Here is a 13,637-nt window from a genome sequence, read left to right on the forward strand (position 1 = left end):
ATGAGGAGTGCATGGAAATGAAGAAGGCATTAAAAGCAGCGGTTTTCGGACTGTTTCTAACGGCGACGCCTTGGGTTGGTGCAGCATCCGCTGCAGACAGCGCCCCCGTTAAAATTGGTTTCGTAACAACACTGACGACCCCCGCCGCAGTTATCGGCACCGACATGAAAAATGGCTTTGATCTGGCCCTTGAGCATATTGGTAGTGAGATGGGGGGCCGCAAAGTCGACGTTTTTATGGAAGATGATGGCTTTAAACCAGAAACCGGCAAACAGGCCGCAGATAAGTTGGTCACTCAGGAAAAGGTAGATTTTGTAACCGGCTTCATCTGGTCTCACGTGTTACTGGCATCGGTTAAATCTGTTTTGGATAGCGATACGTTCTTAATCAGCGCGAATGCAGGCCCGTCTCAATTGGCAGGAAAAGGCTGTAATAAGAACTTCTTCTCTATCTCCTGGGCAAATGACCAGATCCCCATGGCGATGGGAGAAGCATTGAATCAGGAAGATGTTAAGTCTGTCTATATCATGGCGCCAAACTATGCGTCCGGAAAAGACATGATGGCTGCTGTTGAATTGACCTATAAAGGGGAGATCAAAGGGCGGGATATGACCAAATGGGGGTCGGAAACGCAGCTCGATTTCTCCGCCGAACTGTCTAAGGCCAAAGCCTCTGGCGCAGAAGCCCTGTGGGCCTTCTATCCTGGCAAGGCAGGCGGCGCATTCGTCTCTCAATTCATGCAAGCAGGCCTGGCTGACACGATGAAGCTCTACACCGTCTATACGTTGGACGGTATTTCCCTGCCAAAAATGCAAGAGGCCGGCTTAACTGCCGCCCTAGGGTCTCGTGGCACACAAAACTGGTCACCAGATATGGACAATGCTGCAAACCAGAAGTTCGTGAGCGATTTTCTGGCAAAACATGGCACCTACCCTTCTTTCTATGCCCAACAGGCCTATGATGCTGTCATGTTGATCAAATCCGCAGTTGATGCAGTGGATGGTGATCTCTCCAACAAGAACGCCGTGCGGGCTGCGCTGGAGAAGGCAGACTTCGCGTCAACCCGTGGCAAGTTCAAGTTCGGTAATAACCATTTCCCGATCCAGGATTTCTATCTTCGGGAAGTGGTTGCGGATTCAGAAGGCCGGTGGACCACAAAAATCGTTTCTAGGATTTTTACGGACCATCAAGATCCTCACGCCGTTGACTGCAAGATGTAATACACTATGACAAGCGGCGGCGTGGCGTGCTTAGGGAATGGGCCATCACGCCGCCGTTTTAAAATGAATGTGCGTCGCGTATAAGAAATGGCAATGAACATGCTGCAACGGGTGATCCGGTAAAAGCAGCAGTCTTTTAATTAGTGATGAACCGGGGATGGGCATGGATAGCGCACTACTGATCACACAGTTGTTGAATGGGATGCAGCTGGGCATTTTGCTGTTTCTGCTGGCCGCTGGCCTGACGCTGATTTTCGGCATTATGGATTTTATCAATCTGGCCCATGGCTCTTTCTATATGGTTGGGGCCTATTTAAGCGGGACCCTGGTGGTCCTGTTGGACAGTTTTGTGCTGGGCGTGTTGCTGGCGATCCCCCTGACCATGGCGGTTGGCTATGTCACGGAGATTTTGATCGCGCGCTCGCTGTATCTGCGGGATCATCTGGACCATGTTCTGGCAACATTCGGCATCATCCTGATATTTGATACTGTCACGCATCTGATCTGGGGCGCTGAGGGTATGGTCATTCCCCTGCCCGCATGGCTGAACGGTCAAATCACCCTCACGGAAACAATCCAACTGCCTAGTTATCGTATCGCGATTATCTCTGTCGGTCTGCTGGTCGCCATTGGTTTGTATTATGTTGTCAGCAAGACACGCCTTGGCATGTTGATCCGCGCCGGTGCCTCCAATCGCACCATGGTGCAGGCGCTGGGCGTCGATATTAAAGTATTGTTCAGTCTGGTCTTTGCCGCTGGCGCGGCTATCGCCGGCTTGGCCGGGATGATGATTTCCCCCATTACCGGGGCCTCTATCGGGATGGGCAATGACATTATCATTGTCGCCTTTGTCGTGATCATCATTGGCGGAATTGGGTCAATCAAAGGGGCCTTCGTCGGGGCCTTGATCGTTGGCATGATCGACACTTTGGGACGGTCCTATCTGGATCAACTTTTAAAGCTGTTCATGCAGACAGGAACCGCGGAAACGGCCGCCCCGGCGATTTCCGCAATGCTGATCTATATTCTAATGGCTATCATTTTGGCGGTGCGTCCTCAGGGCCTTTTCCCGCCTAAGGTCCGATAAAACGCAAGCAAGCATAAGGGATGGGCATGCGCACTTCCAATTTTCTGACTCCCAAATGGCTTTTCAGTATCGCGATACTGCTGCTGTTGGCTATGACACCAATCCTGGCGGATATTTTCGATCAGGCTTTCTATCTCAGTATCGCAACACGGATTCTGATCCTGACCATCGCCGCGATCAGCCTGAATTTTATTCTGGGCTATGGCGGCATGATCAGCCTGGGACATGCGGCCTTTATCGGCATTGGCGCCTATTGTGTCGGCATTCCCATTTATCATGACTATAGTTCAGGATGGTTGCATATCTTTCTGGCCGTCAGCGTCAGTGCGGTTTTTGCCCTGATTACCGGGGCAATCAGCCTGCGCACCAAGGGCGTTCATTTCATCATGATCACCATGGCCTTCGCTCAGATGGCGTTCTTTCTATTCCTGTCATTGGATGAATATGGTGGGGATGACGGTTTGACGATTTGGTACGACAGTGAATTCGCCAGTGGAATCGATATCGATGATCCAACCATCTTTTATTACATCTGTTTCGTTTCCTTCCTGGCAGTGATGTACCTATATCACCGCATTGTTGGGTCCCGCTTTGGACGGGTCATTCGGGGCGCGAAATCCAATGAAAAGCGGATGCAGGCTTTAGGATACAACACCTATAACTATCGCCTGGTTGCCTATGTGATTTCTGGAGCGATCTGCGGTTATGCCGGGGCCCTGATGGGGAACTACACCAATTTCATCAGCCCGGATATGATGGGCTGGACCCGGTCGGGTGAATTGATTTTCATGGTCGTTCTGGGGGGAACCGCAACAGCATTCGGTCCGATCTTTGGCGTGCTTTCCTTCCTGGTGTTGGAAGAGATGATTCCCGATCTGATGGATATGGTACACAACGGCGCTGGATTCTATTGGCACCTGCCATTTGGCTTGATTCTGCTGTGTGTCGTCCTGTTCGTGCGGGGTGGAATTTCTGGATTTTTGGATCGGTTGGGCAAACGATGACTGTACTTTTAGAAGTCCGTGGGCTGTACAAGACCTTCGGCGGCGTCACCGCCACAAAGAACGTATCCCTGGATGTGATCGAGGGGGAAGTCCATGCCATTATCGGGCCCAATGGCGCGGGCAAGACAACCCTGATCTCTCAGCTATGCGGAGAACAATTCCCGGATGCGGGCAAGGTCCACTTTAATGGTCGCGATATCACCAAGGCATCTGGTCCGGCCCGCGCGAAAATGGGCATCGCACGCTCCTTCCAGATCACGACCGTATTTCAGGACATGACCCTGCTGGAGAATGTCGCCTTGGCGGCACAGGCCCATGATGGGCATTCCTTCCGGTTCTGGCGTAACGCCAATAGTGAGCCGGAAATCAACCGTCAGGCCATGGAGCGGCTAAAAGAGGTTGGCCTGGACGCGAAGGCGATGGTGCTGTCGCGTGAAGTCTCCCACGGCGAACACCGCCAGTTGGAAATCGCGATGGCCCTGGCGACAGCGCCTAAAATGCTGTTGCTGGACGAGCCCATGGCCGGGATGGGATCCGAGGAAAGCCAGCGCATGATTGAGATTCTGCAGCGTTTCCGGGGTCAAAAAACCATGCTTTTGGTGGAACATGATATGGATGCGGTATTTGCCCTGGCGGATCGGATTTCGGTGTTGGTATATGGCGAAATCATCGCCACAGATACACCAGACGCCATCCGCGATAATGATGCCGTGAAACGCGCTTATCTGGGTGAGGAGGCCTGATCATGCTGACTGTATCGGGCTTAAAAACATTTTACGGCAACAGCCAGGCTTTGTTTGGTATGACCCTGGAAGTGCGCGCCGGAGAAGTCGCCACTCTGATGGGCCGCAATGGCATGGGCAAAACGACAACTGTTCATTCCATCATGGGCATCATTCAATCCCGGGAAGGCGACATTCAGTATGAAGGTCAGTCCATTCGTGGCCTGTCATCCTATGCCGTTGCGCGTCGTGGAATTGGATTGGTTCCTGAGGGACGTCAGATTTTCCCAAACCTGACCGCGCATGAAAACCTTGTCGCCACAGCCGCCAATTGGGGTAATCAGAAGACCCCCTGGACTGCTGATCGTATCTATGACCTTTTCCCAGGCCTTGCCGCACGCCGCAGCAGTATGGGAAACCTGCTGTCAGGTGGGGAACAGCAAATGCTTGCCGTCGGTCGGGCGCTGATGACAAATCCAAATCTACTGATCCTGGATGAAGCCACAGAAGGCCTTGCGCCCCTAATCCGAAATGAGATTTGGAAAAGCCTGGAAGCATTGAAGGGCGAAGGCCTGTCAATTCTTGTGATTGACAAGAATGTCAAAGACCTGGCCCGCATTGGCGATCGTCATCACATCGTGGAAAAGGGCCGTGTCGTCTGGACCGGCAACAGCCAGGAGTTATTGGCGGACGAAGAACTGATGCATCGCTATCTGGGCGTTTAAAGCACTTCGTTATCTTACGATGCACGGTTTTGTATCCTTGCCCCACAGGCGTAAATGTAGGTTTATTCGCATCGATTCTGTCCGTACCACCTCACTCTTGCTTGATCCTGAATGGGCCGTGGGGTAGTGATACTGCGAAGGTCGCGCGGGCAACGGCGACCACCCTATAGGATGCTAGGAAACACCCATGACCTTATCACTGAAACATATTAAAAAGCTGGCCGCCATTGGCGCGATGGCGGTTCTTCCCGTTTTGGCAGCGGCCCCTGCGGCCCAGGCCGAAACCCGCGTGACCTATAAGTCCGCAAGTTCCAGTTCGTCCTATTATCAAATGGCCGTGCAATTGGCCGAGGCGATGAAGGCGGGCACCGATGGCGGCATCATTGTTACGGTTGAAGAAAGCCAGGGCTCTGTCCAAAACGTGATGGAAGTGATCGGGCGCACCGGTAATTATGTCTTCACCACGCCCCCGGCCCTTGTTGGCCTGGCGCAGGGCGGCAAGGCGATGTTTGAAGGCAAACAGAGCCCGCGTTTTGATGAAATCCGCGCGCTGTTCCCAATCCCCTCTCTGACCATGCATTTTGTCATGAATGCAGACAGTGGCGTCACCGATTTCGCCAGCCTGGATGGCAAGACGCTGCTGATTGGCAAAGGCAGTTTTGGTGCAAAAGAAGGGGCAAAGTATCTGGAATTGTTTGGCCTGGACGGTAAAGTGACCCTGGCGGATGTGGAGCTTTCCAATGCCGTGTCGGCCCTTAAAAATGGTCAGATCGATGGCTTTGTCACCGCAGGCTCTTACCCTGCCCCCAATGTGATTGAGGCCGCTGCCAGCACCAAAGTTACCATCCTGTCACTCAGCGATGATCAGATCACCCAGACCAAACGTCTGAAGGTGACCATCCCGGCGGGGACCTATGCCGATCAGACCACCGATATCACGACGACCGGCCTGCCCGTGGTTGCCTATACGACAACAGACATGGATGAAGACACCGCCTATCAATTGACCAAGACCTATTGGGAAGGCAAATCCAAGCTGGGGGCAGATGCCGCCTGGTGGAATGGTGTTTCCCCGGAAATGCTGTCGAATGTCACCGGCAAACTGCATCCAGGCGCCTTGAAATATTACATGGAAGTCGGCTTCCCTGTGACCGACGCACAGATGTAAAACACTTCAGATCAATTAAGAAGTGGGACAGCCCCGGTGGGAAACCGGGGCTGTCTTGTTTACTATATCAGAGGTTGGGAAATGCTGACGGCAGGCGCATCACGATGGATCTGGATTGCACTCGGGGCGACATCCATCACATTTCATTTGTGGCTGATTTTTTCAGGACTGGTGCCCAACCTTCTGTCCCGCCCCTTGCATATGGCGCTGGCCCTGCCCTGGGCGATGATCTTTATCGCCCGCAACAGTATTGAGCGGATCTCCGGCGCTGTTCTGGGCAGCCTGGGCCTTGCCGCCTGTTTGTGGATCGCCTGGAACCATGCCCCCCTGTCGGACCAATACGGATTCTTGGATGGCACATTCCAGGTCGGGATCGCGGTCATCCTGTTGGTCACAGTGCTGGAAATGGCCCGGCGCGCCATTGGCTGGCCGCTGCCTTTGGTCGCTTCCACAACCCTGCTGTATGGACTCTTCGGACAATACATTCCTGGTGAATTCGGCCATCCGGGAACGCCGTTGAACAGCTTTCTGGGCACGCTGACGATTGCTGAAGGCGGCATTTGGGGCAGCTTGACCGGGGTTTCAGTCTCCATCGTCGCCATTTTCGTCATATTCGGGTCCGTCCTGAATGCGGGAGAGGCCGGGCAAGGCTTCATGAATGTCGCTGCAGCCGTCGCAGGGCGTCTGCGTGGGGGCGCGGCCAAGGTATCAGTTCTGTCTTCCGCGCTGTTTGGATCCATCTCTGGCTCAGCCAGTGCGAATGTTGCATCGACAGGGGCGATTACGCTGCCCGCCATGACGCGGTTGGGGTATCCCAGATCGCTGGCAGGCGCAGTGGAGGCTGTGGCCTCCTCTGGCGGTCAGATCATGCCGCCCTTAATGGGGGCCGGGGCCTTTGTCATGGTGGAATTGACCGGAACCCCCTATACCGAAATCATGGCAGCCGCCCTGTTGCCAGCCTTTCTGTATTTTGCGGCATGCTGGGTCGGCATAGATGCCTTTTCCATGCGCTATAAACTGGAAGGGCTGCCGAAAGATCAACAGCCCGGCCTGCGCCCTGTGCTAATTACAGCAGCCTTCTTCATGGTGCCGTTTTCCGTACTGCTGTGGTTTATGTTCTATACCGGTTTCACACCACAATACGCCGCTTGTCTGGCAATTCTGGCCGGGGCCGTCCTGTTGCTATTGGATGCGAAACTGACCTTCAACGGACCGCGCACCCTGGATCGGATTATCAGTGTCTGTCTGAACGCGGGTCAGCAAATAGCCACCATCGCCTCAATTATCCTGTGCGCCTCCATCATCATCGGGGTGTTGGGCATTACCGGGCTGGGCGTCAAGATCACATCCCTAATCCTGTCAGGGTCAGGCGGGATGCTATGGCCGGCACTGTTGCTGACAGCGGCAGCATGCCTTGTTCTGGGAATGGAGGTTCCGACAACCGCAGCCTATGTCATTTGTATCTCCGTCGCAGGGCCCGCCTTAACAGAATTGGGATTACAGCCGCTACAGGCCCACCTGTTCGTCTTCTGGTTTGCGCTTTTAAGCACCATAACCCCGCCTGTCTGTGGCGCAGTGTTCATCGCAGCAGGCATGGTTGGTGAAAATTGGCTGAAAGTCGCTGGCAAGGCGATGGCGCTTGGTATCGGATTGTATCTGATCCCATTGGGCATGATCGCCAATCCGGATTTGATCCATCTCTCAACCGTTCCAATTCATGCCGTGCTGGCAGCGGCGAAAGTGGGGGTCGGTCTGGGCTGTATTTCCTTTGGGATCATCGCCCCGATACGATGGATGATACGCATCGCCCTTGTCCTGGGCGGCGCATTGGTCCTGTTCTATCCGCTATAGGAAATATCCGTCAGGCTGCTTTTGAGGCCTGACCCAATCGATTGAGCTTGGTCAGCAGATAGTCCACGGTGTCTGCACCAAACTCATCGATGATTTCTTCATGCTCTGTCAGCACCCGCTCCAGCAAGCGTCGCATACGATGCTGGGGGTCTTCATCACTCTGTTCCATCTCTGCCTTAACGACCATATCCAGGGCCGTTCGGTAAGCAGGCAACAGGGCGACAGGCATTCCCGCCTTCTGATACAAGGACCGCAAGCCAAGCTCTCCCTCGTCATGGATCAGGATGCGGGCATTGTTGATCGGCACCCCGGACAGGACAGACAGGGACTGTTCAAAGAAATCCAAATCACCGACACACAGGGCCCGCAAGACGATGGAGGGGGTCAACCGCCGGTTTTCCTTCAATTGGCGAACCAGTTCTTCTGCGCTGCCAGAAGAACCGGCCCTGTTTAGAGTAAGCGTCGCGCGCTCCCGGCTTTGCAAAATAAGGTCGGTGGCCATTTCATCAGACAGTTCATGATGCTGAACCAGATAGTCCTTCAAATGATCCGCCACCCGGGCAACCAGCTTTTCCGCAATGCCGACAGGCAGAGTCGGGCGCTGAACCAGCGGCTCCTGAATTCGGGGCACATCGCCATATTTATCGACAACCTTGTTCAGCGATGTCTCGCTGATCTCCGCCCCGGTATTGGATACAAGGGCGACGACAGAGTCCTCATCCCCATGAGTGACAATCGCATCCGATACCTGCCTGGACACCGCTGGACGCTCCGCCACCGCCTTGGTTCTGGATGCATTCTGGCTGCGTACGATCTCAACCAGATCGGCGTCCGTCAGAGCATTTGAATACTGTAGCATTGGCAAGGCGACCTCGTCAGAGAGGTCAGACGCCAATGTTTTCGCCAGGTCGTTTGACAGGCCAGGCACATCCTTCAGATTGGAAGACAGTGCAGCCCGGACCTGCATTTCAACGTCCTTCACCATTAAACTGAAGATATCTTCCGCGATCGACCGTTCCTTATCCGTCAACCCGCCCTCACCAAATTGTCGCGCGATCTTATGGGCGGCACTGGCGCGATTTTCCCCCGATGGGTCGGCCAGCAGCTTTTGCACATCTGAACCGGTCAGTTTTTCCGCCATTGATATACATCCCCTCCCCCAGATCAGGGCGTTAAATACTCATGCTTACATAGCATTTTCGTAGAATACGCAGCAATCCGCACAGCGCCAAGCATCACGATACCAGACAGCCCTCACAAGACGTCACACAGGATTTACCAGCCGCTGGATTGTCGCAACATCCGCATGACGCTATGAATGATCCATCTGCTGTATCAGGAGTGTTCGGAATGCCAAAATTCATCGCCGGATCGGTCATCGCCCTACTTTGCCTAATGCTGCACGTTTCCACCGGTCTGGCTGAAACAACCATCATTGATGCCCCCACCGCCCATCAGATGCAGCAGGATGGATCTGTAACCCTGATCGATATCCGCCGCCCGTCAGAATGGCGCGATACGGGCATCGCCCAAGGGGCCAGAACCATCACCATGCATGACCCCGAAGGACAAACCGGGTTTCTGACGGCCATGATCGCGGGGGTTAACGGCGACAAGACGGCACCAATCGCCCTGATCTGTGCCTCGGGTGTTCGATCCACCTGGGCCAGCGCCTTTCTGACCCAGAATGGCTTCACCCATGTGATGAATGTGAAGGAAGGCATGTTGGGGCGCGGGTCCCTGCGCGGCTGGATGAAACAGAACCTGCCGCTGGACCCCGCCCCCGCTGAAAATTAAGCCATCAATACCCGCACATGGGCGGCCGCAGACCGCCCCAGCGCGTCCAGATCATACCCCCCTTCCAGGGCGGAAACGACGCGGCCTTCTGAATGCTTATCGGCGATTTTGATCAATTCCTGCGTGACCCAGACAAAATCATCCTCGTCCAGATTCTCCTGGGCCAGGGGATCATCACGATGCGCATCAAACCCAGCGGAAATCATCAACAGTTCCGGCCCAAACGCATCCAGTCTGGGCAACACGACATCCTGAAATGCCTTCCGGAATTCCTGTGAGCCGCCCATCGGCGGCAATGCAACATTCACGATATTGTCCGCAATACCTGTTTCCGACGGCCGACCAGTGCCCGGATACAGCGGCATCTGATGGGTTGAGCCATAGAAGAACATAGGCTCATTTTCAAACATCGCCTGGGTGCCATTGCCATGATGCACATCAAAATCAATCACAGCGACACGTTGTAGATGGTAGACATCCCGCGCATGGGCGGCCCCGATTGCGATATTATTGAACAGGCAAAAGCCCATGGTCTGGTCAGGTTCCGCGTGATGACCAGGCGGGCGTACGGCACAAAAGGCGTGCTTTGCCTCCCCCTTCATAACTGCATCCACAGCAGCAACCACGCCACCAACAGCACGGAATGCAGCTTCCCGGGACCCGGCACTGACTGCGGTGTCCGCATCAATCTGCACACGGCCTTCGGTGGGAAAAGCCGCTATCAGCCCATCAACATAGGCAGGGGGATGCATCAGCAGGATACGGTCGCGGGTCGTTTCCGGCGCTTCCCTGCGTTCCAATTCCTGAAAATCAGGTCCTTCCAGAGCCGACAGTACGGCAGCCAGACGCGCGGGCTGCTCTGGATGCCCTTCCCCCATATCATGACCGGCACAGGCCGGATGGGTGAAAAGCAGTGTTTTCGTCGCCATGGATGTCTCCCTAACCCAGATCGTTTGGTATCCTTAGGCGATAAACCATTCATAAGGGCACTTCAAGGCGATGCCAGTTTCAGATAGGGGTTTTTGCAACATTGCGCCGGATTTTATGGTAATGGGTTGGGCGATGGTTGCGCCAATGGGTCGGCGCACCCTACACTGACCGCAAGATTGGTTCGATCAAACTTGCAAATAGATTTAGGTGGTGCATGACGACGACGGCGAAATCAACGATAGATGACCTGAGTTTTGAACAGGCCATGGCAGAATTGGAATCCATCGTACGTGGCCTGGAATCCGGCGATATTGAGCTAGAGGCCAGTATTGAGGCCTATGAACGGGGTGCCGCGTTAAAGAAGCATTGCGAAAAGAAGCTTGCGGGCGCAAAGGCACGCATCGAGAAGATTACCGTCGGATCCAATGGGACGATCAAGGCGGAGTCTGCGGAAATAGATTAACAATATTGCCGAAATCACGCCGACCCTCTTTCACATATTAAGGAATTTGATCGAATGACCGATCTCGCGCGGGCCATGAGCGACTTCGCAGGACATCTTGAAGATGTTCTCAACAAGCTACTGCCCCTGGACAATGCCCCTGAGCGCGACCTGCTGGAGGCCATGCGCTATGCCACATTGGATGGGGGTAAGCGCGTCCGCCCCTTTCTGGTGAACGAAACCGCAGGCTTGTTCGGGGTATCAGAAAACTCGGCCCTGCGGGTGGGTGCAGCGCTGGAAATGGTGCATTGCTATTCCCTGGTGCATGATGATTTGCCAGCCATGGATGATGATGCGCTGCGCCGGGGCAAGCCAACCGTCCACAAACGCTTTAACGAGGCAACGGCGATTCTGGCCGGAGATGCCTTGCTGACCCGCGCCTTCAACATATTGGCGTCGGACTCCACTCATTCAAACCCTGCGGTTCGCTGTGAACTGGTGCTGGAATTGTCCCTGGCCGCCGGGGCCCATGGCATGGTCGGAGGCCAGATGATCGATTTGAAGGCCGAAAGTGCGGATCTGGATATCGGCGCGATCACACGGCTGCAACGCCTGAAAACCGGTCGTCTGATTGATTTTGGCTGTCAGGCCGGGGCCATTCTGGGCCGTGCGCCCACCTCTGCCAGGGAAGCATTGCGCGGCTATACCCACGATATGGGCCTGGCCTTCCAAATTGCCGATGACCTGTTGGATATCACAGGCGATGCCGCCACTGTCGGCAAAGCGGTTGGCAAGGATGCGACAAAGGGTAAGGCGACCTTCGTCTCTGTATTGGGTGTGGAGCGGGCACGGGATCAGGCCAATCATCTGGCAGATCAGGCCATCAATCACCTTAAGCTGTTTGACAGCAAAGCCGATCACCTGCGCGCCCTGGCCCGCTTTGTCGTTGAACGCAAACACTGAAAGCGATGCTTACACCATCCTTACCCGTTCGCATGGCCCGGGCGGGCGCTGCGGATCGCGCGGGACAGCAGGACGACCGGGATAATGCCTGCAATCACGATGGTAATCGCCCCCAGAGATGCCCGTTCAAATTGCTCGTCAGAGGCATACTGAAAGACAAAGGTCGCCAGCGTATCGAAATTAAACGGCGGTCGCAGGATCAGTGTGGCGGGAAGTTCTTTCATACAATCCACAAACACCAGGATCGCCCCAGCCAAAATCCCGCCGCGGATCATTGGCAGATGAATTCGACGTAGGGTTTCCAGTGGCCCCTTGCCCAGGGTGCGCGCCGCATCATCCATATGGGGCGTCACCTTTTCCAGGGCCGAATCCACAGCGCCAAAGCCAATCGCCATGAAGCGCGCGACATAGGCAAAGACCACGGCAAATGCGGTGCCAAACAATATCGGTCCCATCGGAACCCCAAAAGTCTGTTCAATGAACCGGCCGACCACTGCATCGAAAGAGGTGAAGGGTACGATGACCCCTACCGCCAACACTGCGCCAGGCACAGCATATCCGACCGATGCCAGGCGGGTTAGCATGCGCAGGAGCTTTCCGCCGCTTAGACGCACGCCATAGGCCATGAAAAGGCCGATCACCACAGCACAGACCGCCGCCGTGCCAGACAGAATCAGGGAATTGCTGGTGAAGGCGAAATATTCCGGGGTCAATTGCTGGTCCAGCCGCCGCAGCGCATTGACCGCCAGGACAATAAACGGAACCGCAAAGCCAAAGATCAAAGGTGCCCCGCACACCGTCATCGCCGCCACACGCCGCCAGCCACGCAATTCAAAACCCGGCAGCGCCTGTATCTTGGAACTGGTTTGACCATAGCGTTGGCGATGGCGCGATGATCGCTCCAGCCATAGCAGCCCGACCACAAACAGCAACATCACCAGGGCAATTTGGGCCGCACCACCAGTATTGCCCATGACCCGCCAGACCTCAAACACGCCAGCGGTCAACGTATGAACCCCAAAGAAATCGATCGTCCCGAAATCGTTCAGGGTTTCCATCATGGCCAGGGATACACCAATCACCAGTGCCGGGCGCGCCATAGGCAGCGCCACCGTCCAGAAACAGCGCCAGGGTGTTCGACCCAGAGTTCGCGCAGCCTCTAAGGCACAGACGGATTGTTGTAGAAATGCCGCCCGCGCCATCATGTAAACATAGGGGTATAGCACCAGGCTAAGGACAATAATCGCGCCGCCATGGCTGCGGATTTCTGGAAACCAGTAATCGCTTTTAACCTGCCATCCGAACAGATCGCGCAGCGCGCCTTGCACAGGGCCGCCATATTCCAGAATGTCGGTATAAACGAAGGCGACCAGATAGGCAGGCACGGCCAGGGGTAATAACAATGCCCATTCAAACATGCGGCGGCCCGGGAAACGACAGACAGTCACCAGCCAGGCAGTTGAAACCCCACCAGTAATCGTACCAATCCCAACGCCGACCATCAGGATCAGGGTATTGCTGATATAAGTAGGAAGGCTGGTTCGAACAATATCGAACCAGCCTTCATCTTTTGGAAACAAGGCAAGCCAGACGATTGATGCAAGGGGAATGATCACGATCAGGGCAGCCCCCACAGCGCCCGTCGTCCAAATCCAGGATCTATCCTTCTGCATCAGCGACCGGGTCACCGGCCCGGTCGCATCCGATGTGGTTACCGCCATGCCTTAC

General features: G+C 54.9%; 13 protein-coding genes. 10 read left to right on the forward strand and 3 right to left on the reverse strand.

The annotated features are described in order from the left end of the window. Positions 1-17: 17 nt before the first annotated feature. From ACOSDM_RS10915 to ACOSDM_RS10945, 7 genes are all read left to right on the forward strand, one after another. The gene (locus tag ACOSDM_RS10915) at positions 18-1,220 is read left to right on the forward strand and encodes an ABC transporter substrate-binding protein (protein ID WP_420724547.1); all 1,203 of its coding nucleotides are present in this window, start codon (positions 18-20) and stop codon (positions 1,218-1,220) included. A gap of 163 nt (positions 1,221-1,383) precedes the next feature. Further along, the gene (locus ACOSDM_RS10920) at positions 1,384-2,307 is read left to right on the forward strand and encodes a branched-chain amino acid ABC transporter permease (RefSeq protein ID WP_420724548.1); all 924 of its coding nucleotides are present in this window, start codon (positions 1,384-1,386) and stop codon (positions 2,305-2,307) included. Between the two features lie 26 nt (positions 2,308-2,333). Further along, positions 2,334-3,311, forward strand: coding sequence for a branched-chain amino acid ABC transporter permease (locus ACOSDM_RS10925; protein ID WP_420724549.1), 978 nt, complete (start codon positions 2,334-2,336; stop codon positions 3,309-3,311). Beyond that, on the forward strand, positions 3,308-4,054 hold the full coding sequence (locus ACOSDM_RS10930) for an ABC transporter ATP-binding protein (RefSeq protein WP_420724550.1): 747 nt from the start codon (positions 3,308-3,310) through the stop codon (positions 4,052-4,054). The genes ACOSDM_RS10925 and ACOSDM_RS10930 overlap by 4 nt, the downstream gene beginning before the upstream one ends. A 2-nt stretch (positions 4,055-4,056) precedes the next feature. Beyond that, entirely contained in the window at positions 4,057-4,758 is a 702-nt protein-coding gene (locus tag ACOSDM_RS10935) for an ABC transporter ATP-binding protein (RefSeq protein ID WP_420724551.1), read from the forward strand. Between the two features lie 187 nt (positions 4,759-4,945). Continuing rightward, positions 4,946-5,926 carry a TAXI family TRAP transporter solute-binding subunit gene (locus ACOSDM_RS10940; protein ID WP_420724552.1) on the forward strand — a complete coding sequence of 327 codons (981 nt, stop codon included), beginning with the start codon at positions 4,946-4,948 and terminating at the stop codon, positions 5,924-5,926. A gap of 81 nt (positions 5,927-6,007) precedes the next feature. Beyond that, positions 6,008-7,777, forward strand: coding sequence for a TRAP transporter permease (locus ACOSDM_RS10945; RefSeq protein ID WP_420724553.1), 1,770 nt, complete (start codon positions 6,008-6,010; stop codon positions 7,775-7,777). A 10-nt stretch (positions 7,778-7,787) separates the two neighbouring features. Here the strand turns inward: ACOSDM_RS10945 and ACOSDM_RS10950 are convergent, their stop codons facing one another. Then, positions 7,788-8,918: a DUF2336 domain-containing protein gene (locus ACOSDM_RS10950; protein WP_420724554.1), complete on the reverse strand. Its 1,131-nt coding sequence runs from the start codon at positions 8,916-8,918 to the stop codon at positions 7,788-7,790. Between the two features lie 209 nt (positions 8,919-9,127). Between ACOSDM_RS10950 and ACOSDM_RS10955 the strand changes: the two genes are divergently transcribed. Further along, positions 9,128-9,574 carry a rhodanese-like domain-containing protein gene (locus ACOSDM_RS10955; protein WP_420724555.1) on the forward strand — a complete coding sequence of 149 codons (447 nt, stop codon included), beginning with the start codon at positions 9,128-9,130 and terminating at the stop codon, positions 9,572-9,574. Here ACOSDM_RS10955 and ACOSDM_RS10960 read toward each other — a convergent pair. Continuing rightward, positions 9,571-10,503, reverse strand: coding sequence for a histone deacetylase family protein (locus tag ACOSDM_RS10960; RefSeq protein ID WP_420724556.1), 933 nt, complete (start codon positions 10,501-10,503; stop codon positions 9,571-9,573). The two genes, ACOSDM_RS10955 and ACOSDM_RS10960, sit on opposite strands and share 4 nt — an antisense overlap. Positions 10,504-10,718: 215 nt before the next feature. Between ACOSDM_RS10960 and ACOSDM_RS10965 the strand changes: the two genes are divergently transcribed. After that, positions 10,719-10,967, forward strand: a complete 249-nt coding sequence (locus tag ACOSDM_RS10965) for an exodeoxyribonuclease VII small subunit (RefSeq protein ID WP_420724557.1) — start codon at positions 10,719-10,721, stop codon at positions 10,965-10,967. A 54-nt stretch (positions 10,968-11,021) separates the two neighbouring features. Continuing rightward, a complete protein-coding gene (locus ACOSDM_RS10970) occupies positions 11,022-11,909 on the forward strand; it encodes a polyprenyl synthetase family protein (RefSeq protein WP_420724558.1) in 888 nt (295 codons plus the stop codon). Positions 11,910-11,929: 20 nt separating this feature from the next. Here ACOSDM_RS10970 and ACOSDM_RS10975 read toward each other — a convergent pair whose 3' ends face one another. Then, positions 11,930-13,630: an ABC transporter permease gene (locus ACOSDM_RS10975; protein WP_420724559.1), complete on the reverse strand. Its 1,701-nt coding sequence runs from the start codon at positions 13,628-13,630 to the stop codon at positions 11,930-11,932. Positions 13,631-13,637 lie beyond the last annotated feature (7 nt).

This window comes from Hwanghaeella sp. LZ110, assembly GCF_048892525.1.
In the GTDB taxonomy this organism is placed as follows: domain Bacteria; phylum Pseudomonadota; class Alphaproteobacteria; order UBA8366; family Aestuariispiraceae; genus Pacificispira.